Below are 21055 nucleotides of genomic sequence, written 5' to 3'. Positions count from 1 at the left end.
GCTGGCATGCATGGCCCCATGGTTGGCAACCAGCGGCTGCATGTGCGCCAGGGGGAGGTGGATGCCACCTGCGGCTACCACTGCGTTTTGATGGCGTTGATGGTGTTTGGCCAAGTGCGGCGCAATGCGTTGATTTGGGACACCCGCGACGCGCGCCTGCAAGCCCTGCGCAAAGTGGCGCAGCGGTACTACTTCGATGGCTGCGAGGTCCAAGAGCTGCAGCAGCAACTGGCCCCCTACGCCGAGCAAGTGCACTGCAAGGAATTGCGCTCGCGCGTGGCGGAACGCACCTTGGATGCCCTGGCCGAAGGCAAGCTGTGTTTGGTGTGCTTCTCTACCGAGCGATACATGCACTGGGTGCTGGCCGTGGGTGTGCGCTGCGAGGCAGGTAACCCTGTCGATTTGTTAGTGCTTGACCCTGCCATGGCACCGACACCGCTGGTGCCCTGGAATGCCATGCTGACCGGCTGGGCGACCAAGCAGCCACGGCGCGCTGTAGCGACGTTCAGCGAGCGCGTGAACATCGACGCGGTGTTGGTGCTGTCGCCTGTGGCGCCAGTGAACGAGGACGAGTAGGCCGTTCGACACGGCTCGTCTTTCCGCTTCGCTCGCCCACTTTTTCTCTTTCTTTTCTTCCTGAACTTCCGTTTGCAGTCGCCGGGCTTGGTACCAGGTGCAGCCGCCGCATGGGCGAGCGGCTGGGCGGGAGTTCTTTTGTACGTTGTTTTGCTTTTTTGGAGGTGCTTTGTTATGCCCAACGATTCCTTGATGCCCCCGCCGCTGGAGCGGCTACTCACCGCGCTGCTGGCGTTACCACCCTCGCCTGAGCAGGCATCCCCCCACGACGCCAGTGATAGTACGGCGTTACTGCTGCTGGAGTTGATGGATATGGCGCTGCACACACCGCCCGCTGAGCCACTGCGAATGGCAATGGTGCAATATTTCTGCAAGCACGCCCGCCACCGCCTGGGCTTGGTGTCCTGGCGGGATCTGCAAGCCTTGCTGGAGCAGTACCCGCAAAGTGACGAAGGCGATGCCGAAGTGGCGCGCTTGCTATGGGGGGTGGAAGCCCAGGAGCATGTGCGGGCGCTGCACTTGCTGGTGTGGTTCATGGCGGCGTATGACGTTACCGAGCTGGGGCAGTGGCATGCGTGGATGGACACGGTGGGGTTTGAAGAAGCTTTGCGTGAATCGCTCGAAACGCTGGGCGCGGGGGCGGTGGTGCTGCTGTGGCAGGCCAAGTCAGGGCGCACTGATCATGCCTGGGTCTTGCGGTTTGCCCGCAGGGCGCTGGGGCATTCGGTCAGTGAGGGGCCTGCCATGTTGGCGTTTCGGGATGCGGCAGAGGCGATGGGTGTGCCGCAAAGGGTGCTGGCCCGGCAAGTGGCCCATTGGGAACGGGCAGCGATGGGCGTTGACGATGCGTCGGGCCTGCGAGTGCTGTGGTGGCAGTGTGTGGCCGAGGCGTTGCAGGTGCATGTGGCCCAAGAAACAAGCACCGCCGCCAGCAGCGACGAATGGCGTGTTGAATTATCACCAGCGTTGGCATTGCGCTATTCCGAGGCGGGCGTGGTGCTGGAGCCGCAAGCGAGGGAACTGCAGGCCCATGCGCCCGTGGTCACAGCGCTGCGACTGCGCCAACGGAGCTGGGCGCAAGGCTTGGGGCTGTGGCTGGAGATTCAGGGCGAGGGGCGGCTGTCGGCGATGCACCAAATGGCCATTGCCGAGCGGTTTGAGGCGGCGGGGCACCGGTCACCTCAGTTGCGGTATGCCAGTGCAAATGGCGGTCACCAAGCCACATGGTTGGCGACATGGCACTGGGATGAAGCAGTATGGGTGCCCAAAGATATGCCAGTGGCTGACGTGAAGCGCTGGGCGCTGGAGACGGCGCTCAAGGCGACCGAGCATTGGCTGCTGATGTGCGGCATGGTGGCACTGGCGGGAAAGCCGCAGGGGGCTGCACTGGCGCTTGATACCGGGCTGGTGGGGGTTGATGTCACAAGTGAAGCCAGCAATGAAAAAAAATTCTAGGGCCGGGGGGCGCTAGAACTTCTTCAGGCTGGTGGGGGGCCACTTTCTGAGTCAAAACCTGAAAAAGCGGGCCTCCACTTGAGCTTCGACAGCAGCAGCAAAGTCAGCATCGACTCGGTGCTGGCACTAACCAGCGTCATCGCGGAGGAAATGCTGCTTGATTTGGCTGACTGATTGCCAAAGCCGCTCTCCCTCCAACTCAGATCACCATGAAAAAGAAACAACTCACCCCTGAGCAGTTCCAGCAGCTGCTGATCGCCACAGCCAACTTGCCATTCATTCGCCAGCAACGCCAACCGACCAGCTACCTATCAGACGTATTGGAAACTGTGCTGAATTTCCAGATGCAAGAGCCGGTGGTGGTCAAGGCCCTGCTGTACTTTGAGCACAACATACAGCACCAGCATGACATTCACACGCACGAGCAACTGCAAGGCGCCCTGAACATCTACCCGGACACGGAGGATGGCAACAAGGCAGCAGCGCAGTTCTTTTGGGGCAACAAGCACTGGACACGCATTGAGCTGCTGCGCCGCTTCCTACCGTTCCTGGCTTCTATCGGTGTCACCGACCAAGCGAGCCTTCACGCATGGGCGAAGCAGGCCGACTTTGATCGGGACTTCAAGGGACGGGTCAAAGGCATGGGCATCGCAGTGTTTCACTGGCTGCTGCTGCGCTGCGGGGTCTCCACCATCAAGCCCGACGTGTGGGTCATCAACTTTGGTCAGCGGGTGCTGGGCAAGCGCATCCCGGAAGATCGCCTGGTGACCGCGTTCAATGACATCGCACCGCTGATTGGCGAGAGCCTGGAGACGCTGGATGTGACCATCTGGTATCACGAGAAAATGAACATGGCGACCGCCGACGTACCGGCATTGCGCCTGGTCTGGTGGCAACTGCTGGTCGATGAAATCAACCGAAAACTGAGCACCGCCAATGACTCGTCAGGAGTGCCCTCCGCATGGAAGCTGCAACTGGATGCCAAGGATCGCCTGCGCTATGACAAGGCGGGATTGACGCTGACGCCCGAAAGCTTGTGGCTGCGTTGCGGACAGGTGCAAGCCGCAGAGGTTCGGCTTGAGCAGTCGGTCTGGTACGAGGGCATGGTGTTGTCACTGACGGTCACGACCGACCAGGCATTGACCGCCGAGTGTTTCGAGCGACTGGCCCCGCAGATGAGCGCCAAAGGCTGGAAGGTCAACAATGCCTCTGTGTTCACAGGCACCACAGAGGTGGAGGACAGCTTGTTGGTTCCGCCCACCACACTGGTTTCCGAGCTACAAACCTGGGCCTCCGAGGTGGCCGCGACGGTGACCGAAGCCATCGAGGGCTTGCACCACATCCTGCACGGCCTTGAAAACAATCAGGCAGTGCTCAGAGATCCTGCGGCACAGCCAGTGCTCGTGCTGGCCAACCCGCGAACCGTGGTTCGCGGGTTGGCCAGCAATGATGGTCACGTGGAGGCCAGGGAATCGCCGGGCTCGGATGTCGGCGAGGTCATTGACATGGCTGAGTGCCTGACGTGGATCGGGGACACCATCGATGAGCACCTAAACGGTAAACCAACCTTGTCGCCAAAAACCGACTCGCCTTGATTGGGATCAATAGGTAGAAGGCGCTGGGGGCCAGTTTCGGCATCGCTGTGCGACCAATCAAGCGGGCCGTATCACTCACAGAGTGACGCTGTTCAGCGGTACTACTGATCAGCTATCTTGAATGTTGTGATGTGCCGCACACCATAGGAGACTGCAGGAGTTCCTGCAACGGTTCCTGCAATGGCAGTTTGAAGACCGGAAAAGAAAAACGACTTACAGCCTTGCGAGCTGTAAGTCGTTGATTTTAATGGTCGGCGTGGCGGGATTCGAACTCGCGACCCCTTGCACCCCATGCAAGTGCGCTACCAGGCTGCGCTACACGCCGACAAGACTCAAATTATATAGTGAATTTTCAGCCCAAGAAAAGAAGTTGGCGAATTTCGTTCAATTCCTTGCGCATGGCCTTCGAATCCAATGCGCAAGGTACCGAAGGCACGCCCATGGGCGCACCGCCGGATGTCTCCGCCCCCATGGCGGCATCGGCATGCAGCTCGGCGGCGGCATCGTGGCCCTCGGGGTCATCCTGCAGACGGTTGCGAGCGCCGCTGATGGTGAAGCCCTGGTCGTAGAGCAGATCCCGGATGCGCCGGATCATGAGCACTTCGTGGTGCTGGTAGTAGCGCCGGTTGCCACGGCGTTTCATCGGGCGCAGCTGCGTGAACTCCTGCTCCCAATAGCGAAGCACATGGGGCTTGACCCCGCACAGCTCCGCCACCTCGCCGATGGTGAAGTAGCGCTTGGCAGGAATGGAGGGCAGCGTTGTACTCATGGGACTTCGCGAACAGAACCGGTCAGCCGGCGAGCGTACCGCAGGGCTTGCGGGCGTGCCACCCTAAAACCCGGGGGATTCCGCAAGGATTCACGGCGCCGGTGCCGCGCCCTGGATCTGCTCCTTGAGCTTGCTGCTGGCATGGAAGGTGACGACACGGCGAGCCTCGATGGGAATCGACTCCCCGGTCCGCGGGTTGCGCCCCGGACGAGGCGCCTTCGTGCGGATCTGGAAATTGCCGAAACCCGACAGCTTCACATCGTCGCCCTCGACCAAGCTTTGCGATATCAGGTCGAAGAACGCATCGACCATGTCCTTGGACTCGCGCTTGTTCAACCCGATGTGGTCGAACAGCAGATCGGCCAGCTGCGCCTTGGTCAGCGCCGGCGTCTCCAGACTCTCCACCGCGAATTCCATCGCGCCTCCTTCGTGGTCTTTCAACATGCTCACCGCAGCCGGGCGCCCGTGCGGCGCGACAGCTCCTGCAGGGCCGCCTGCACGGCGGACTCGATCTCGGCGTCGGTCAAGGTCGCCTCGCCGCTGCCCAGGGTCAGGCGCACGGCCAGACTCTTCTCGCCCGCCACCAGCGCGCCGGCGGCAGGCACCTCGCCCTCGCGCAGCGGCTTGGGACGGAAGACATCGAACAGCACGGCTGAGCGCAGCAGGCCCTGTGGCATGGCCACCTCAATCGCGGCCATGACCTCCGCATGCGTCACGCGTTCGGCCACCACCACGGCGATGTCCCGCTCCACAGCCTGGTGCTTGGCCACCGGAGCGAACACGGGCACACGCCGGCGCAGCACCGCGTCGAGTTCCAGCTCGAACAGCACGGGTGCCATCGGCAGGCCCCAGGACTGGCGCCATTGCGGATGCAGCTCGCCCACATGGCCGATGCATTCGCCATCCAGCATCACGCGCGCGCAACGGCCCGGGTGCATGGCCGGATGGTTGCCCGGCTCATAGACGGCATCGAGGGGCGCCAGCAGCGCTTCGACGTCGCCCTTGATGTCGAAGAAATCGACCGCCTTGTCCTTGTCGCCCCACTGCAGCATGTCGCTGGCGCCATAGGCCAACCCTGCCACGCGCATGGGTTGATGCACGCCCGCTACCGTAGTGTCGGAATCGACGACGGAGCCATCGCGCAGGAACACGCGGCCCAGCTCAAAGACGCGCACACGCGGGGCCTTGCGGTCGAGGTTGAACTTGAGCACCTGCAGCAGCGAACCCAGCAGCGACGAACGCATGACGCTCAGCTGGCTGGCGATGGGGTTGAGCAGCTGGATGGGCTGGGCATTGCCCGCCAGATCGCGCTCCCAGGCCGCCTCGACAAAGCTGAAGTTGATGGTTTCCTGATAGCCCAGTGCAGCGAGCTCGCGGCGCACGGCGAAGGGACCGCGGCGCGACTCGGCACGCAGCTTGGGCGTGATCGGCGCGATGGGCGGCGTGGTGGGCAGATGCTCGTAGCCGACCATGCGGGCCACCTCTTCGATGAGGTCTTCCTCAATGGTCAGGTCGAACCGGTACGAGGGCGGCACCACGTGCAGCACGCCGTCTTCGGCACGCACGGGCAGGCCCAGACGCTGCAGCGCGTCTTCGCACTGGGCTTGCGCCAGCGGCATGCCGATGACCTTGGCAGCGCGGGCCACGCGCAGCGACACCGTGCGCGACTCGGGCATGCGGACCTGCTGGTCGTCCACGGGGCCGCAGGCGGTTTCGGGCGTGCCGCAGATCTGCAGGATGAGCTGCGTGATGCGCTCGATGTGCTCCACGGTGCCTTGCGGATCGACGCCGCGCTCGAAGCGGTGTCCGGCGTCGGTCGAGAAGTTGTAGCGGCGCGAACGGCCCGCCACCGATTTGGGCCACCAGAAGGCGGCCTCGACGTAGATGTGGCGCGTATCGTCCGACACGGCCGTCGCGTCGCCGCCCATGATGCCGGCCAGCGACTCCACGGCCTGGTCGTCGGCGATGACGCCCACGGCTTCATCGACGGTGATGGTGTTGCCGTTGAGCAGCTTGAGCTGCTCGCCGGGGCGGCCCCAGCGCACGTCCAGGCCGCCATGGATCTTGTCCAGATCGAAGATGTGCGAGGGCCGGCCCAGCTCGAACATCACATAGTTGGAGATGTCCACCAGCGGCGACACGCTGCGCTGCCCGCAGCGGGCCAGGCGGTCCACCATCCAGGCGGGCGTGGCGACGCGCGTGTTGACGTTGCGCACGATGCGGCCCGAGAAACGGCCGCACAGGTCCGGGGCAGATACCTGGACCGGCAGCCGCTCATCCAGCGCAGCGGCCACGGGCGGGAATTCCGGCGAGCGCAGGGGCGCGCCGGTCAGCGCCGACAACTCGCGCGCGATGCCATGCACACTCAGGGCATGGGCGAGGTTGGGCGTGAGCTTCAGGGTGAACAGCGTGTCGTCCAGATTTAGCTGCTCGCGGATGTCGCGGCCCACCACGGCATCGCCGGCCAGCTCCAGCAGGCCATCCTGATCTTCCGTGATCTGCAATTCGCGCGCGGAGCACAGCATGCCCTGGCTTTCGACGCCGCGCAGCTTGCCCAGCTTGATCATGAACGGCTTGCCGTCGGGGCCGGGGGGCAGCTGCGCGCCCACCAAGGCGCACGGCACCTTGATGCCGACCCGCGCATTGGGCGCGCCGCAGACGATGTTCAGCAGCGCCTCCTGCCCCACATCCACCTGGCAGATGCGCAGGCGGTCGGCGTTCGGGTGCTGCACGGCTTCCTTGATCTCACCCACCACGATCTTGCTGAAGGCGGGCGCGACGGGGCGGAGTTCCTCCACCTCGAGACCGGCCATGGTCAGGGTCTCCGCCAGCTCGGCGGTGGTCAGCGGCGGATTGCAGAACTCTCGCAGCCAGGATTCTGGAAATTGCATTTTCGGATTCTCGTGATTCGGTCGGTTGGGGGCACCGGCCGGCGATCCACCGGTGCCATGGCCTGCCAGGGCCGCGTCTTCTCGTTCTTACTGGAACTGCGACAGGAAGCGGATGTCGCCATCGAAGAAGAGGCGCAGGTCGTTGACCCCGTAGCGCAGCATCGTCAGCCGGTCAGGGCCCATGCCGAAGGCGAAGCCGATATAGGTCTCCGGGTCCAGCCCCATGTTGCGCACCACGTTGGGATGCACCTGACCGGAACCCGCCACTTCGAGCCAGCGGCCCGCGAGCGGGCCGGCCTGGAACTGGATATCAATCTCCGCGCTGGGCTCGGTGAAAGGAAAGAAGCTGGGACGGAAGCGCAGCACCAGATCGTCGCTCTCGAAGAAGGTGCGGCAGAAGTCGGTGAACACGACCTTCAGATCCTTGAAGCTCACGTTCTCGCCGATCCACAGGCCTTCGCACTGGTGGAACATGGGCGAATGGGTGGCATCGCTGTCAACGCGGTAGGTGCGGCCGGGCGCGATCACGCGGATCTCGGGCATGCCCTGCCCTGCATCGATCCGGGCACGGTGGCGCTTGACGTGCTGCACGGCGTGACGCACCTGCATCGGGCTGGTGTGCGTGCGCAGCAGGTGGGGCGCGGCCTCGGTGCCGCCTTCGACATAGAAGGTGTCGTGCATCGAACGCGCGGGATGGTCCTGCGGCGTGTTCAGCGCGGTGAAGTTGAACCAGTCGGTCTCGATCTCGGGGCCCTCGGCCACATCGAAACCCATGGAGCCGAAGATCTGCTCGATCCGCTCCAGCGTGAGGGTGACGGGATGCAGACCGCCCTGTCCGCGGCGACGGCCCGGCAGGGAAACATCCAGCGCTTCGGCCTTGAGCTGCACCTGCAGTTCGGCATCGGCCAGGGCCTGGCGGCGCTCGGTCAGCGCGGCTTCGACTGCCTGCTTGGCCAGATTGATCGCAGCGCCACGCGATTTCTTTTCCTCGACCGACAGCTGCGCCATGCCCTTCATCAGCTCGGTCAGACGACCGGACTTGCCCAGAAACTGCGCCTTGGCATTTTCCAGATCAGCAGGGGTTGCGGTTTGCGCGAAAAGCTGCCGCGCGCTTTCGACCAGGGAATCCAGCTCGTTCATATCGACTCTTGAAAATGAACAAGGGCTAGTGCCTTTTCAAGCTCTAGCCCTTGTTGTTACTGCGCAGAGTGCTACCAAGACGATAGCACCCAACCGTGAAATCAAGCAGCCAGCTTGGCCTTGACCTGTTCCACGATGCTGCCGAAGGCAGCCTTGTCATGCACCGCGAGGTCGGCCAGCATCTTGCGGTCGATCTCGATGGATGCCTTCTTCAGGCCGTTCGTGAACTGGCTGTAGGTCAGGCCCAGTTCGCGCGAAGCGGCGTTGATACGGGCGATCCACAGTTGGCGGAACACGCGCTTCTTGGTGCGGCGGTCACGGTAGGCATATTGCCCAGCCTTCATCACCGCCTGCTTGGCGATGCGGAAGACATTACCGCGGCGACCACGGAAACCCTTGGCGAGGGCTAGAACTTTCTTGTGACGGGCACGGGCCGTTACACCACGTTTGACGCGAGGCATGTGAGTACTCCTTGTTCGTCAGTTATTACAGGCCAGCGCTAGGCAGCATCTGTGCGATGGAGCCCATATTGGTCTCATGCACGGCGACTGCACCACGCAGATGGCGCTTGTTCTTGGTGGTCTTCTTGGTCAAGATGTGACGCTTGAAGGCTTGACCGCGCTTGACGGTGCCACCGGGACGAACGCGGAAACGCTTTTTCGCGCTGCTCTTGGTCTTCATTTTGGGCATGTAAATGCTCCTTTTCTTTGTGCTCGTGAGGCGTTCGCGAACCGATTCGCGAACTTGTTGGCCCCGAGCCACTTTTTCTGCAGCCGCATCGCTGCGCTGCACGACGGCGCGCATTGTGCACGCCATCTGTTGCATTGCGGGACTTTTCAGACCCGCAATACACATCTTTGAGGGCAGGCCATCGGCCCGCCCTACCTCATCAAATCAAGCTGCCGGAGTCGCAGACCCTGCCGCTTCGCCAGCGGGCTTGGAAGCAGGCTTCTTGCGGCCGGGCGCGATCATCATGATCATCTGGCGGCCTTCGAGCTTGGGAAACTGCTCGACGAGGATCGAATCACCCAGGTCATCGCGGATGCGATTGAGCAAGGCCAGACCGAGTTCCTGGTGGGTGATCTCGCGACCACGGAACCGCAGGGTGATCTTGCACTTGTCACCCTCCGCCAGGAAGCGGCGGATGTTGCGCATCTTGATGTTGTAGTCGCCGTCATCGGTACCGGGACGGAACTTCACTTCCTTGATTTCGATGACCGTCTGCTTGGCCTTGGCTTCTGCCGCGCGCTTTTGTTCAAGGTACTTGAACTTGCCGTAGTCCATGAGACGGCACACGGGAGGGCTGGCCGTGGCGGCGATCTCCACCAGGTCCACATCCAACTCGCCCGCCATGCGGAGGGCTTCCATCAGACTCACCACGCCCAGAGGCTCATTGTCAGGACCCGAGAGGCGAACCTCAGGGGCCATGATTTCCCGATTCAGGCGATGCTTGCGCTCTTCGCGGTGACGACGATCACGAAATTCAGTAGCGATGACTATTTTCCTTCAATCAAAATGCTACAAAAATAGTAGCTGATGCCGCCCGGCCCACGCGAGCTAAAGCTGTTTCAATCCAGATCAGGCTTTAGAGGCGATGTCTTCTGCGATGAGCGCGACGAACGCTTCGAGGGACATCACACCGAGGTCTCGATTACCCCGGGCGCGCACTGCGACGGCGCCGGCTGCCTTTTCCTTCTCGCCAGCGACGAGGATGTAAGGCAGCTTTTGCAACGAATGCTCCCGTATTTTATACGTGATCTTTTCGTTACGCAGGTCGGTGATGACTCTAAGGTTTTGATGCGGCAGTGCTTTTTGCAGTTTTGCGGCGATTTCGCGACAGTATTCGTCCTGCGCACCCGTGATGTTGAGCACCGCGACCTGCACCGGAGCCAACCAGGTGGGCAGCGCGCCCGCGTGCTGCTCGATCAGGATGCCGATGAAACGCTCCAGGCTGCCCACGATGGCGCGGTGCAGCAGGATGGGCGTGTGCCGTGCGCCGTCCTCGCCCACGTATTCGGCGCCCAGGCGCGCCGGCATCGACGGATCGACCTGGATCGTGCCGCACTGCCAGTGGCGGCCGATGGCGTCGCGCAGCGTGTATTCGAGCTTGGGGCCATAGAACGCACCGTCGCCCACGGCGATCTGGTATTCGCAGCCGGAGGCCTTCAGGCTTTCGATCAGCGCATGCTCCGCGCGGTCCCAGCTCTCTTCCGAACCGATGCGCTTTTCAGGCCGCGTAGCGACCTTGTAGATGATGTCTGTGAAACCGAAGTCCTTATAGACCTTTTGCAGCAGCGCCGTGAAGTTGATGCACTCCTGCTGGATCTGCTCTTCAGTGCAGAAGATGTGGCCATCGTCTTGCGTGAAGGCACGCACGCGCATGATGCCGTGCAGGCCGCCCGTGGGCTCATTGCGGTGGCATTGCCCGAACTCACCGAAGCGCAGCGGCAGATCACGGTAACTCTTTACGCCCTGATTAAAGATCAGGATGTGGCCGGGGCAGTTCATCGGCTTGAGCGCGTAGTCGTGCTTCTCGCTCTCCGTCGTGAACATGTTCTCGCGGTACTTGTCCCAATGGCCGGTCTTTTCCCAGAGGTGTTTGTCGAGGATCTGCGGGCCCTTGACCTCCTGGTAGCCGTTGTCGCGATAGACCTGCCGCATGTATTGCTCCACGCCCTGCCATACGGTCCAGCCCTTGGGGTGCCAGAACACCGTGCCGGGGGAATGCTCGTCGATGTGGAACAGGTCCAACTCGCGGCCGAGCCTGCGGTGGTCGCGCTTTTCGGCTTCTTCGATGCGCTGGATGTAGGCGTCGAGATCCTTCTTGTCGGCCCAGGCCGTGCCGTAGATGCGCTGCAGCTGCTCGTTCTTGGCATCCCCGCGCCAGTAGGCGCCCGAGACGCGCGTGAGCTTGAATGCCTTCAGGAAGCGCGTATTGGGCACGTGCGGGCCGCGGCACATGTCCACGTATTCCTGGTGGTAGTAGAGGCCCATGGCGGTCTCGTCCGGCATGTCCTCGATCAGACGCAGCTTGTACTCTTCGCCGCGCGACTTGAAGACCTCGATCACCTCGGCGCGGGGCGTCATCTTCTTGATGACGTCGTAGTCCTGGGCGATCAGCTCCTTCATGCGCTTTTCGATGGCGGCGATGTCATCGGGCGTGAACGGGCGCTCGAAGGCGATGTCGTAATAGAAGCCTTCCTCGATCACCGGGCCGATCACCATCCGGGCCGTGGGATAGAGCTGCTTGACGGCATGCCCCACCAGGTGGGCGCACGAGTGGCGGATGATCTCCACGCCTTCCTGATCGCGCGGGGTGATGATCTGCAGGCGCGCGTCGTGGTCGATGAGGTCGCTGGCATCCACCAGGCGGCCATCCACCTTGCCGGCCACCGTGATCTTGGCCAGGCCCGGGCCGATGGCGCGCGCCACGTCGGACACCGAGACCGGGCCGGGGAATTCGCGCTGGGAATTGTCGGGAAGCGTGATCTGAATCATGGAGAAAAAATCCTGTGGGTCAATCGATCGAATGAGAGCCCGCGCAGCGCCGAAAAAACAAAAGCGCGGAACGATGTCCGCGCTTTTGGAGGGAAGGTGCAAATCAGGTGTGCAGGCGCGAACGTCCAGCCTCTAGCGGCCGGTGGAGTGCTCCGAAGTAGTTCGCGGTGTCATAACCAGATTGCCTTTCTCGCTCTTGCTGATTGAAGTAGCCGCAGATTTTACCCCCGCGCTCACGAGCGCGCGGCAAGGCCCCGGAGCGCCAACACGAAAAAGCCCGGGTGGCGATACGCCAACCGGGCTTGGAGCGAAGCATCCGCCCGGGCCATGCGCCCGGGCAGTTTCAGTCGATCAATGGAACTGCTCTTCCTCGGTGGAGCCGGTCAGCGCCTTCACGCTGGAGGTGCCGCCCTGGATCACGGTGGTCACATCGTCGAAGTAGCCTGCGCCCACTTCCTGCTGGTGCGACACGAAGGTGTAGCCCTTCTCGCGAGCGGCGAATTCGGGTTCCTGCACTTGCTCCACGTAGTGCTTCATGCCTTCGCCGCGGGCATAGGCGTGGGCGAACTGGAAGGTGTTGTACCAGTTGATGTGGATGCCGGCCAGCGTGATGAACTGATACTTGTAGCCCAGCGCGGACAGCTCTTCCTGGAACGAGGCGATCTGCTTGTCGTTGAGGTTCTTCTTCCAGTTGAAGGAAGGAGAGCAGTTGTACGAGAGCAGTTTGCCGGGGCAGGCAGCATGCACGGCCTGTGCGAACTCGCGGGCAAAGCCGATGTCCGGCACGCCGGTTTCGCACCACACCAGATCGGCGTAGGGCGCGTAGGCCACGCCGCGGCTGATAGCTTGCTCCAGGCCGTTCTTCACGCGGTAGAAGCCTTCCTGCGTACGCTCGCCCGTCAGGAAGGGCTTGTCGTTCGCATCATGGTCGGAGGTGATGAGGTTCGCGGCTTCGGCATCGGTGCGGGCCAGGATGATGGTCGGCACGCCCATGGTGTCGGCGGCGAAGCGGGCGGCCAGCAGCTTCTCGACGGCCTCCTGCGTGGGCACCAGCACCTTGCCACCCATGTGGCCACACTTCTTCACGGCGGCGAGCTGGTCTTCGAAGTGAACGCCGGCGGCACCCGCGGCGATCATGTTCTTCATCAGTTCGAAGGCGTTGAGCACGCCGCCGAACCCGGCTTCTGCATCCGCCACGATGGGCAGGAAGTAGTCGATGAATTCCTTGTCGCCGGGGTTGATGCCGCGGCCCCACTGGATCTCGTCAGCGCGCTTGAAGGTGTTGTTGATGCGGCGGACCATGGTGGGCACCGAGTCATAGGCGTAGAGGGACTGGTCGGGGTACATGGTTTCCGACGTGTTGCCGTCCGCCGCCACCTGCCAGCCCGACAGGTAAACGGCTTCCAGGCCCGCCTTGGCCTGCTGCATGGCCTGGCCCGCGGAGATGGCGCCGAAGGCGTTCACGTAGCCCTTCTTGGCGCCGCCGTTGACCTTGTCCCAGAGCTTTTCCGCACCGCGCTGTGCCAGCGTGTGCTGGGGCTGCAGGCTGCCGCGCAGGCGCACCACGTCCGCGGCCGAATAGTTGCGCTTGACGCCCTTCCAGCGCGGGTTTTGCGCCCAGTCGAGCTCGAGGGCGGCGATCTGTTGTTCACGACTCAGTTGGGCATTCAGCGATTGCGGCATGGTTCACTCCTGTTGAGGTCTTCGGATCATCGGGCGGGGCTGCCCTTGGGAACAACTTTAAGTCTTCTATAAGACACATGCAATCTCTTATGTCTTATATAAGAGATAAATTTTCCCTTTTAAAATCAATGACATAAACCTAAATTTCCTCAATACGAAAAAACGTTTCTCATATTGAGAAATTTTTGTGCAGCGCCGCATTCCTCTATGCCACATCGTGAAAACACATTTCTGCATAAAGGAAAGGCCGCAATCCGGCTTTCGTGCTACGGCGGCGGCGCCGCCCGAAACCAGTCGCCGTGCAGCAACCGGGCTTGCGGCGCGGCATAGCGCCGGTGAATCACGTACATAAAGCAAGCCAAAGGCCGGCCCTCCACCTGCACCACCACGTCGCGTTTGGCGTATTCATCCTCGTCCGTGGCGGGCCGGTCGGGGGCAAGGCCTTCGATCAGGTCCAGCTGACGCTCCAGTGCCGGAGTAACGGCGTAGACCTCGCCGATCACCGGAGGGTCTTGCTCGTCATGGCCGTCGAGCCGCATGCCGGGATAAGGCCCCAGGCTGTAAAGCGCGCCACGCAGGCAAGCCCCACCAACCCACACCGGGGCGGGTTTCAGCCGTGTAATGTCGTTGCTGCCGCCACGCCGCAGCGTTCCATAGACAAAGACGTGGCGCGCCGGCTGCGCGCCGCGGGAGGTGGTTTCGTGGGGCATGATTCAGAGACTTTCAATTCCGTGGCCCCAGTCTAGTGAATACGCCCCGCCGCCCCATTGCTTATTTATGTCTGGCTCTCAGCATGTCGCTGGTCGGCAGCTATGTGGCTCTGTCCAAGCCGCTGGCAGCGTCATTTCCCGTCTTCCTGCTGGCTTGGCTGCGCTTCGGCATCGGCGGCGCGGCGATGCTGCACTGGCTCAAGAAGCCCGCTACGGAGCCTGCACTGAGCCGCGGCACCGTGGGACTGCTCTTTCTACAGTCCCTGATGGGCAACTTCCTGTTCACGGTCTTCATGATCTATGGCGTCAGCCTGACCAGCGCCACATCGGCGGGAGTGATCATGGCCTCCATCCCGGCAGCGGTGGCCGTCATGAGCTGGCTGTTCCTGCGTGAGCGAGTGGCACCGCGCACCTGGTGCTCGGTCGTGCTGGCGGTGGTCGGCATCCTGCTCTTTGCGCTTTCCAAGCCAGGCGCCCACGGGGCTGTGGACGCCGCACCGGGCGCTCACGGACCCGGCCATGCCGCGTGGATCGGCTACCTGCTGCTGCTCGCCGCCTCGATCTGCGAAGCGGCCTACTCGGTCATCGGCAAGAAACTGACGGGCACGCTGGGGCCCAGGCGCATCACGTCGCTCATCAATGCGTGGGGATTCGCTCTGGCCACGCCCCTGGGGCTCTACACCGCCTGGGGCTTCGACTTCCAAGCGGTCAGTCTCGGCACCTGGCTGCTTCTGGTGTTCTATGCCTTGGCGGCTTGCGTATGGACGGTCTGGCTCTGGATGACCGGGCTCAAAGCCGTGCCCGCTGCCCAGGGCGGCATATTTACGGTGCTGCTGCCCGTCAGCGCCGCACTGGTTGGGGTGCTGGCACTGGGAGAACGCTTCACGGGAATGCAGGTGCTGGCCTTCTGCATCGCACTGGCCAGCGTGGTGCTGGCTACGCTTCCATCAAGAGCATCCCGCGCCGCGACCGCCCGTCCGGTGCACTGAAGGCGGCCGCCCGCACGGAGCGATCCGGCCCGACTACTGCGCCCGCCTTGCGCCAACGCAGCGCGCCGGGCGGGCAGGACCGCAACAACTGGAGGCAAAAAATCACTTCTCTCCCTTGGAAAGGCGTTTTTTTGCCATTAGCATCTGCGGGCCAGTGGAGAAGCAGGTTTTCGCTGGTCCCGTATTTCACTTCCAACAAGGAAAACCCAACATGGCAACTGCAAAAAAAGCGCCCGCCTCCGAGGCCAAGGCCGCAGCTCCCGCTAAGAAGCGCACCCCGAACGCCGCCTTCATGAAGGCCCTGACCCCCAGCCCCGCACTGGCTGCCGTGGTCGGCGCAGCTCCGCTGCCGCGTACCGAAATCATCAGCAAGCTGTGGGTCTACATCAAGGCGAACAACCTGCAGGATGCCTCCAACAAGCGCATGATCAACGCCGACGCCAAGCTCAAGGAAGTCTTCGGCAAGCCCCAAGTCTCGATGTTTGAGATGGCCGGCCTGATCGGCAAGCACGTGAAGTAAGCGAAGGCGCTTCGCGACCTGTGTCGCTTCAGCAAGAAAACCGGCCCAGCCGGTTTTTTTACGTCCCTGCGTCATAAAAGTGTAGCGCGCAGGCATCAATGCAAATGAGAACGAGCCGCATTTGATGTAACATAAAGCAGCACGCCGACGCACAGCCATGTTGATCTAGCCACTGCCTCTCGCCTGCTCTTGGCGCCCCTGCGCACCACCTGCACACCCCTATTGACGGAGGCCCTTTTGGCTAAATCTCGCGCCCAGCGTCGCAGCGGCATGCTGCGCTCTGCTCCCGCATTTCTTGTTTCCCCCACCGCAGCGCCTTCGCAGGCGGCACAGTCCGACAGGGCCGTGCTGCCTCTGGGCGCGTTGATGCTGGCTGCTTCGATGGGCGCCATGGCACAGACCGGCACGTCCGATACCACCCTGTCCACCGTGACGGTGAAGGAAGCCGCTGACGTCCAGGGCAAGGACACCCTGCTCATCAAAAAAACGACGGTGGGCAAGGGCAAACAGGACATCAAGGACATCCCCCAGTCCGTGACGGTGTTTACCGAAAAGCTGATGAACGACCGCAACCAGGACGACTTCCGCGAGGTGCTGCGCACCACCGCCGGGGTGACGTTCCAGTCCGGCGAAACGGGTGAAGAAGACGTGCGTCTGCGCGGCTTCTCGTTGGGTCTGGCGGGCGACATCTATGTGGACGGGATGAAGGACGCGCCGCTGATCGAGCGCGACACCTTCAACAACGACCGCATCGAAGTCCTCAAGGGCTCGGCCTCCATGCTGTTCGGCAAGGGTTCGACCGGCGGCGTGGTCAATCAGGTCAACAAGTACCCGTTGCTGATCGACCAGCACGAAGCCAGCTACACCTTCGGCACCGGCCAGTTCCACCGCGCCACGGGCGACTTCAACTTCAAGACCGGTGAGAACGCGGCCTTCCGCCTGAACGCCATGGTTCAGGAGTACGACAACTACGGAGCCAAGCAGGACAAGCGCGGCATCGCGCCCACGTTCGCATGGGGCATCGGCACGCGCGATGAATTCTCGATCGGGCTGTACTACCTCGAATCCAAGGGCCGCCCGCTGTACAACCACCCCTGGCGCCTCTCGGCGGACGGCAAGATCAACACGCCGCTGGACGCCCGCAACTACTACGGCCTGGCCAGCGACCACAACGACACCTCGTCTCAGTACGTCACGCTTGGCCACATCCACCGTTTCGACGACAACGGCGAACTGGCCACGCGGCTGCGCTACGGCCAGTATGAACGCGACCTGCTGGCCAGCACCATCGGCTTCCAGAATGGCAACATTACGCTGGGGCAGATCAACGACAACACGGTGCTGACCCGTGGCTCCAAGGGCCGGCTGGGGGAGAGCGATGTCCTGCAATTGCAAAGCGACTACAGCAACACCTTCACCTGGGGTGGCCGCAAGCACGCTGTGCTGACCGGCGTGGACTATTACGACGACGACGCCAAGCGCAACCAGAACTACCCCAACACCACTCCTCGCCCTACCACCACGGTGGGCACGCCCAACGACGGCGCGTGGGTAGCCGACGGCCGCGCCCCGGTGCAATGGAACACGTTCACGTCGCGCAATCTGGGCGTGTACTTCCAGGACACGATCTCGCTGACCGACACGCTCAAGCTCGTCGGCGGCCTGCGCCACGACAACTTCCGCGCCTCGTACCGCAACGCCACGGGCAGCCTGAGCAACTCCCGCTCCGACAGCCTGTTCAGCCCCCGCGCGGGCCTCATCTTCCAGCCTGACGAGCTGACGTCGTACTACCTTTCGTACGGCACTTCGTACAACACCTCGGGCGACACCTACCAGTTCGGCAACCCTGGCAACACAACGGCGCGCGCGTCCAACACGCCGCCCGAGAAGAGCCGCAACGTCGAAGTCGGCGGGAAGTTCGAGCTGTTCGAGCGCCGTGCGCTGCTGGGCGTGGCCGCCTTCTACAGCCAGAAGTACAACGAGCGCAACACCGACCCCGACACCGCCGCCGCGCAGGAACTGCTCTCGGGCAAGCGCCACGCCACGGGCATGGAGTTCAACCTGGCGGGCCGCCTCACGCCCCAGTGGGAACTGTTCTTCAACCACACCTGGATCCCGTCCGCCAAGATCGACAAGAGCAACGTGGTGCTGGCGTCCAACGGCGGCGGCGCACAGGTGCAGGGCGATCGCCCCGGGCTTACCCCCAAGCACAGCGGCAGCGTGTGGAGCACCTACGCTGCCACCTCGAAGCTGCGTGTGGGCGCTGGCGTGACGTACCGCGCCAAGCAGAACCCCGAAGGCTCGCGCGCCGTGTACGCCAGCGGCTTTGCGGTGGTGGACGCCATGGCCGAGTACGCGTTTGACGACAAGACCTCACTGAAGCTGAACGTGAGCAACCTGTTCGACCGCACGTATGCCGAAGGCCTGTACCGCGGCTTCTACACGCCCGGCGCTCCCCGCGCCGTGCAGCTGACGCTGAAGACACGCTTCTGACGCACCCCTGAAGTCCCTCGAATGAACCGGCCCCGGCACCGCCCGGGGCCGGTTCACAATGGCTCCATGCTCCTGCACATCCAAGACGTTCTCACCGCCGACGAGGTTGCGTTCTTCCGGCAAAAGCTCTGGACGGCCGACGCCCCCTGGGTGGACGGCGCACGCAGCGCGGGCAGCCAGGCGGTGCACCAGAAAAACAACCTGCAGCTCGCGCAAGCCAGCGAGCTGTCCGCCCAGCTCCAGGGCCTGGTCAAGGCCGCGTTGAATCGCAACGCCCTCTTCTTTTCGGCCGCGCTACCGCGCCGCATCTACAACCCACTGTTCAACAAGTATGGCGATGGAGCCAACTACTATGGCAGCCATGTGGACAGCGCCGTCATGCACTCCCGCGCCGACAGCTGCTGGGTACGCAGCGACCTGTCGTGCACGCTGTTCCTCACCCCGCCCGAAGACTATGACGGCGGCGAACTGGTGATTACCGAAGCCCTGGGCGAAAAGCGCATCAAGCTGCCAGCGGGCGACATGATCCTGTACCCCAGCAGCACCGTGCACCAGGTCGCACCGGTCACGCGAGGGCACCGCGTGAGCAGCTTCTTCTGGGTCGAAAGCATGGTGCGTGGGCTGGAGCAGCGCCAGTTGCTGTTCGACATGGACATGGCACTGCTCAAGCTGCGCCAGGCCCATGGCGAAACCGATCCGTCGGCCATCGCGCTTTCGGGCACGTACCACAACCTGCTGCGCATGTGGGCCGATGTGTGAAGCACGGCCGGCGCACTCAGCCCAGGCCGCGGCCGAAGGCTCGAAACACCTGCCATCCACCTATAAATTTGATAGCACCCAGCGCATACTGCACCAGCGCTGGGTGCTATTTTTGTTTGCATGACCCAATTTCCTGCACGACAAGGCATTCCTCCGGGCGTGGTCACACTGGCCGACCACGAGCAGCATGCGCGCACGCAACTGGACGACAACGCCTGGGCTTACTTCAGCGGTGGCGCGGCCGATGAGATCAGCCTGCGCGCCAACCGCAGCGCCTGGGACGCCCTGCCGCTGTGGCCCCGCGTGCTGCGACCGCTCGCGGGTGGGCACACGCGGGTGACCCTGCTGGGCCGCACGCTCGCGCACCCCATCCTGCTGGCACCGGTGGCCTTCCAGCGCCTGGCGCACCCTGATGGCGAACTGGCCCTGGCCTATGCCGCAGCGGCGCTGGGCGCGGGCGTGGTGCTCAGCACCCAGGCCAGTGTGCCGCTGGAGAAGGTGGCCCAGGCCGTGCTGCCGGACCCGGGGCGCGGCCCGCTGTGGTTTCAGCTCTATCTACAGCCCGATCGGGGCTTCACCGAGGCGCTGGTGCAGCGTGCCGAGTCCGCTGGCTACGAGGCCTTGGTGCTCACGGTGGACGCCCCCACCAGCGGCGTGCGCGACCGGGAGCGGCGCGCGGGCTTTCGGCTGCCGGCCGGCGTGGGCGCCGTCAACCTGGCCGGCCTGCGGGCGCCGGCCCCCTCAGCACTGAGCCCCGGCCAGAGCGCCCTGTTCGACGGCTTGTTGCACCATGCGCCGACCTGGGAGGACATCGCCTGGCTGCGATCCATCACCCGGTTGCCGGTGCTGCTCAAGGGCGTGCTGCACCCCGCCGACGCGCGCCAGGCCGTGTCGCTGGGGGCGGCGGGCCTCATCGTGTCCAACCACGGTGGCCGCACGCTCGACACCGCCCCGGCCACGGCAACCGCCCTGCCCGGGGTGGCGCAGGCCGTGGGCGGCGCGGTGCCGGTGCTGGTGGATGGAGGCATCCAGCGCGGCACCGACGTGCTCAAGGCCATGGCACTGGGTGCCTCCGCCGTGCTGGTGGGCCGCCCTGCCGTGTGGGGCCTGGCCAATGCAGGGGCAGCGGGCGTGGCCCACGTGCTGCGCCTGCTGCGCGACGAATTGGAGGTTGCCATGGCGCTGACGGGGTGCGCCACGCTGGCAGATGCCACGTCGGCACTGCTGGATGGGCAGCAAGTGGCCCCATCGCGCTCGGTCTGAGGCCGGGGCACCTGCGCCCCTGGAGAGGCCGGTTCACCCTTCCCCCTTTCAGCAGGAATGATTTATTGCAAATGCGATATATTCGTATTTATAATGCCGATCATCCTTTCAACAGCCAGCCATACTGCCTGCCGCCATGATCGTCTGTGTTTGCCACCGGGTTTCGGACCGAGAGATTGCCCGCCATGCGCGCGCAGGCCTGAGCTTCGATGAGATCCAGTTCGAATTGGGCGTGGCCACCCAATGCGGATGCTGCGAAAGCTGCGCCCGCGACGTGGTGGCGCAGTGCAGTGTTTCGCAGCCGGTAGCCGCCTTGCGCAACGACGCGGTGCCGCAGACGATCCAGCTTGCCAGCTCCATCCTGGAAAGCAAGTCATGGAACTCCTCTCTGGCCTCGCAGGCAGCCTGATCCTGGTCGCCGGTTCGGCCTGGTGGATCTTTCGCAAATAGTCCGGGTCTATTCGGCAACGCCGGCCCTATGTGGGGGTTCGGCGCTGCCCTTCCTTTCTTTTTATGTCTCACCCTGATCGTTTCGCTCCCCCCGGCGGTGTGAGCCGCAATGCCGTGATCGTCGGCTCCGTGGTGGCGCTGCACGTAGCCGGCATCTGGGCCCTGCAATCTGGCCTGGTGCGCAAGGCGGCCGAGGTGATCGTGCCGGCCGAGGTGCTCAGCGAATTCATCGCCCCGCCCGCCCCCCCCGCACCGCCCAAGGTC

19 protein-coding genes, 1 tRNA gene and 1 pseudogene are annotated in these 21055 nt (G+C 63.4%); 10 read left to right on the top strand and 11 right to left on the bottom strand.

Going from position 1 to position 21055, the window contains the following annotated elements; all coding sequences use genetic code 11:
* The first annotated feature begins 18 nt into the window (after positions 1 to 18).
* The 3 genes from AC3A84_RS06140 (at position 19) to AC3A84_RS06130 (ending at position 3626) form a co-directional block, all read left to right on the top strand.
* Positions 19 to 576 (top strand): hypothetical protein, encoded by a 558-nt coding sequence (locus AC3A84_RS06140; RefSeq protein ID WP_487968741.1) that lies wholly within the window; start codon positions 19 to 21, stop codon positions 574 to 576.
* A gap of 174 nt (positions 577 to 750) precedes the next feature.
* Positions 751 to 2031 carry a hypothetical protein gene (locus tag AC3A84_RS06135; RefSeq protein ID WP_487968740.1) on the top strand — a complete coding sequence of 427 codons (1281 nt, stop codon included), beginning with the start codon at positions 751 to 753 and terminating at the stop codon, positions 2029 to 2031.
* Positions 2032 to 2240: 209 nt separating this feature from the next.
* The gene (locus tag AC3A84_RS06130; RefSeq protein ID WP_487968739.1) at positions 2241 to 3626 is read left to right on the top strand and encodes a hypothetical protein; all 1386 of its coding nucleotides are present in this window, start codon (positions 2241 to 2243) and stop codon (positions 3624 to 3626) included.
* Positions 3627 to 3874: 248 nt separating this feature from the next.
* Here AC3A84_RS06130 and AC3A84_RS06125 read toward each other — a convergent pair.
* The 11 genes from AC3A84_RS06125 to AC3A84_RS06075 form a co-directional block, all read right to left on the bottom strand.
* Positions 3875 to 3951 (bottom strand) — tRNA-Pro (locus AC3A84_RS06125).
* 27 nt (positions 3952 to 3978) lie between these two features.
* Complete coding sequence (locus tag AC3A84_RS06120; protein WP_487968738.1) at positions 3979 to 4395, bottom strand: MerR family transcriptional regulator; 417 nt, start codon at positions 4393 to 4395, stop codon at positions 3979 to 3981.
* A gap of 90 nt (positions 4396 to 4485) precedes the next feature.
* Positions 4486 to 4812: an integration host factor subunit alpha gene (locus AC3A84_RS06115; RefSeq protein WP_245785138.1), complete on the bottom strand. Its 327-nt coding sequence runs from the start codon at positions 4810 to 4812 to the stop codon at positions 4486 to 4488.
* A 29-nt stretch (positions 4813 to 4841) separates the two neighbouring features.
* Positions 4842 to 7286 (bottom strand): phenylalanine--tRNA ligase subunit beta, encoded by a 2445-nt coding sequence (gene pheT, locus AC3A84_RS06110; protein WP_487968737.1) that lies wholly within the window; start codon positions 7284 to 7286, stop codon positions 4842 to 4844.
* An 87-nt stretch (positions 7287 to 7373) separates the two neighbouring features.
* On the bottom strand, positions 7374 to 8426 hold the full coding sequence (gene pheS, locus AC3A84_RS06105) for a phenylalanine--tRNA ligase subunit alpha (protein ID WP_487968736.1): 1053 nt from the start codon (positions 8424 to 8426) through the stop codon (positions 7374 to 7376).
* A gap of 101 nt (positions 8427 to 8527) precedes the next feature.
* On the bottom strand, positions 8528 to 8887 hold the full coding sequence (gene rplT / locus AC3A84_RS06100; protein ID WP_056667373.1) for a 50S ribosomal protein L20: 360 nt from the start codon (positions 8885 to 8887) through the stop codon (positions 8528 to 8530).
* A gap of 25 nt (positions 8888 to 8912) precedes the next feature.
* Positions 8913 to 9116 (bottom strand): 50S ribosomal protein L35, encoded by a 204-nt coding sequence (gene rpmI / locus AC3A84_RS06095; RefSeq protein ID WP_055402683.1) that lies wholly within the window; start codon positions 9114 to 9116, stop codon positions 8913 to 8915.
* Between the two features lie 204 nt (positions 9117 to 9320).
* On the bottom strand, positions 9321 to 9920 hold the full coding sequence (gene infC, locus AC3A84_RS06090) for a translation initiation factor IF-3 (protein WP_288513037.1): 600 nt from the start codon (positions 9918 to 9920) through the stop codon (positions 9321 to 9323).
* An 84-nt stretch (positions 9921 to 10004) separates the two neighbouring features.
* Positions 10005 to 11924 (bottom strand): threonine--tRNA ligase, encoded by a 1920-nt coding sequence (thrS, locus tag AC3A84_RS06085; protein ID WP_092938965.1) that lies wholly within the window; start codon positions 11922 to 11924, stop codon positions 10005 to 10007.
* A gap of 351 nt (positions 11925 to 12275) precedes the next feature.
* Entirely contained in the window at positions 12276 to 13607 is a 1332-nt protein-coding gene (gene aceA / locus AC3A84_RS06080; protein WP_092938964.1) for an isocitrate lyase, read from the bottom strand.
* Positions 13608 to 13873: 266 nt separating this feature from the next.
* Positions 13874 to 14317 (bottom strand): gamma-glutamylcyclotransferase family protein, encoded by a 444-nt coding sequence (locus tag AC3A84_RS06075; protein WP_487968735.1) that lies wholly within the window; start codon positions 14315 to 14317, stop codon positions 13874 to 13876.
* A 35-nt stretch (positions 14318 to 14352) separates the two neighbouring features.
* Between AC3A84_RS06075 and AC3A84_RS06070 the strand changes: the two genes are divergently transcribed.
* The 7 genes and pseudogenes from AC3A84_RS06070 to AC3A84_RS06040 form a co-directional block, all read left to right on the top strand.
* Positions 14353 to 15306, top strand: a complete 954-nt coding sequence (locus AC3A84_RS06070) for a DMT family transporter (protein WP_487968734.1) — start codon at positions 14353 to 14355, stop codon at positions 15304 to 15306.
* Positions 15307 to 15517: 211 nt separating this feature from the next.
* Positions 15518 to 15826: an SWIB/MDM2 domain-containing protein gene (locus tag AC3A84_RS06065; protein ID WP_092938961.1), complete on the top strand. Its 309-nt coding sequence runs from the start codon at positions 15518 to 15520 to the stop codon at positions 15824 to 15826.
* 270 nt (positions 15827 to 16096) lie between these two features.
* A complete protein-coding gene (locus AC3A84_RS06060; RefSeq protein ID WP_487968759.1) occupies positions 16097 to 18319 on the top strand; it encodes a TonB-dependent receptor in 2223 nt (740 codons plus the stop codon).
* 66 nt (positions 18320 to 18385) lie between these two features.
* Positions 18386 to 19078, top strand: a complete 693-nt coding sequence (locus AC3A84_RS06055) for a Fe2+-dependent dioxygenase (protein WP_487968733.1) — start codon at positions 18386 to 18388, stop codon at positions 19076 to 19078.
* A 120-nt stretch (positions 19079 to 19198) separates the two neighbouring features.
* Positions 19199 to 20341 (top strand): alpha-hydroxy acid oxidase, encoded by a 1143-nt coding sequence (locus AC3A84_RS06050; RefSeq protein ID WP_487968731.1) that lies wholly within the window; start codon positions 19199 to 19201, stop codon positions 20339 to 20341.
* A gap of 136 nt (positions 20342 to 20477) precedes the next feature.
* Positions 20478 to 20750, top strand: coding sequence for a (2Fe-2S)-binding protein (locus AC3A84_RS06045; RefSeq protein WP_487968730.1), 273 nt, complete (start codon positions 20478 to 20480; stop codon positions 20748 to 20750).
* 104 nt (positions 20751 to 20854) lie between these two features.
* A pseudogene (locus AC3A84_RS06040) lies at positions 20855 to 21055 on the top strand (energy transducer TonB); the annotation flags it as partial.

Source organism: Paracidovorax sp., from assembly GCF_057642795.1.
This window is presented reverse-complemented; position numbering and strand designations above follow the sequence as displayed.

What these genes read in the sequence shown, in the direction of transcription:
- AC3A84_RS06140 (WP_487968741.1), top strand. Translation starts at nt 19, where the DNA reads ATGGTTGGCAACCAGCGGCTGCATGTGCGCCAGGGGGAGGTGGATGCC.
- AC3A84_RS06135 (WP_487968740.1), top strand. Translation starts at nt 751, where the DNA reads ATGCCCAACGATTCCTTGATGCCCCCGCCGCTGGAGCGGCTACTCACC.
- AC3A84_RS06130 (WP_487968739.1), top strand. Translation starts at nt 2,241, where the DNA reads ATGAAAAAGAAACAACTCACCCCTGAGCAGTTCCAGCAGCTGCTGATC.
- AC3A84_RS06120 (WP_487968738.1), bottom strand. Translation starts at nt 4,395, where the DNA reads ATGAGTACAACGCTGCCCTCCATTCCTGCCAAGCGCTACTTCACCATC.
- AC3A84_RS06115 (WP_245785138.1), bottom strand. Translation starts at nt 4,812, where the DNA reads ATGGAATTCGCGGTGGAGAGTCTGGAGACGCCGGCGCTGACCAAGGCG.
- pheT (WP_487968737.1), bottom strand. Translation starts at nt 7,286, where the DNA reads ATGCAATTTCCAGAATCCTGGCTGCGAGAGTTCTGCAATCCGCCGCTG.
- pheS (WP_487968736.1), bottom strand. Translation starts at nt 8,426, where the DNA reads ATGAACGAGCTGGATTCCCTGGTCGAAAGCGCGCGGCAGCTTTTCGCG.
- rplT (WP_056667373.1), bottom strand. Translation starts at nt 8,887, where the DNA reads ATGCCTCGCGTCAAACGTGGTGTAACGGCCCGTGCCCGTCACAAGAAA.
- rpmI (WP_055402683.1), bottom strand. Translation starts at nt 9,116, where the DNA reads ATGCCCAAAATGAAGACCAAGAGCAGCGCGAAAAAGCGTTTCCGCGTT.
- thrS (WP_092938965.1), bottom strand. Translation starts at nt 11,924, where the DNA reads ATGATTCAGATCACGCTTCCCGACAATTCCCAGCGCGAATTCCCCGGC.
- aceA (WP_092938964.1), bottom strand. Translation starts at nt 13,607, where the DNA reads ATGCCGCAATCGCTGAATGCCCAACTGAGTCGTGAACAACAGATCGCC.
- AC3A84_RS06075 (WP_487968735.1), bottom strand. Translation starts at nt 14,317, where the DNA reads ATGCCCCACGAAACCACCTCCCGCGGCGCGCAGCCGGCGCGCCACGTC.
- AC3A84_RS06065 (WP_092938961.1), top strand. Translation starts at nt 15,518, where the DNA reads ATGGCAACTGCAAAAAAAGCGCCCGCCTCCGAGGCCAAGGCCGCAGCT.
- AC3A84_RS06060 (WP_487968759.1), top strand. Translation starts at nt 16,097, where the DNA reads ATGCTGCGCTCTGCTCCCGCATTTCTTGTTTCCCCCACCGCAGCGCCT.
- AC3A84_RS06055 (WP_487968733.1), top strand. Translation starts at nt 18,386, where the DNA reads ATGCTCCTGCACATCCAAGACGTTCTCACCGCCGACGAGGTTGCGTTC.
- AC3A84_RS06050 (WP_487968731.1), top strand. Translation starts at nt 19,199, where the DNA reads ATGACCCAATTTCCTGCACGACAAGGCATTCCTCCGGGCGTGGTCACA.
- AC3A84_RS06045 (WP_487968730.1), top strand. Translation starts at nt 20,478, where the DNA reads ATGATCGTCTGTGTTTGCCACCGGGTTTCGGACCGAGAGATTGCCCGC.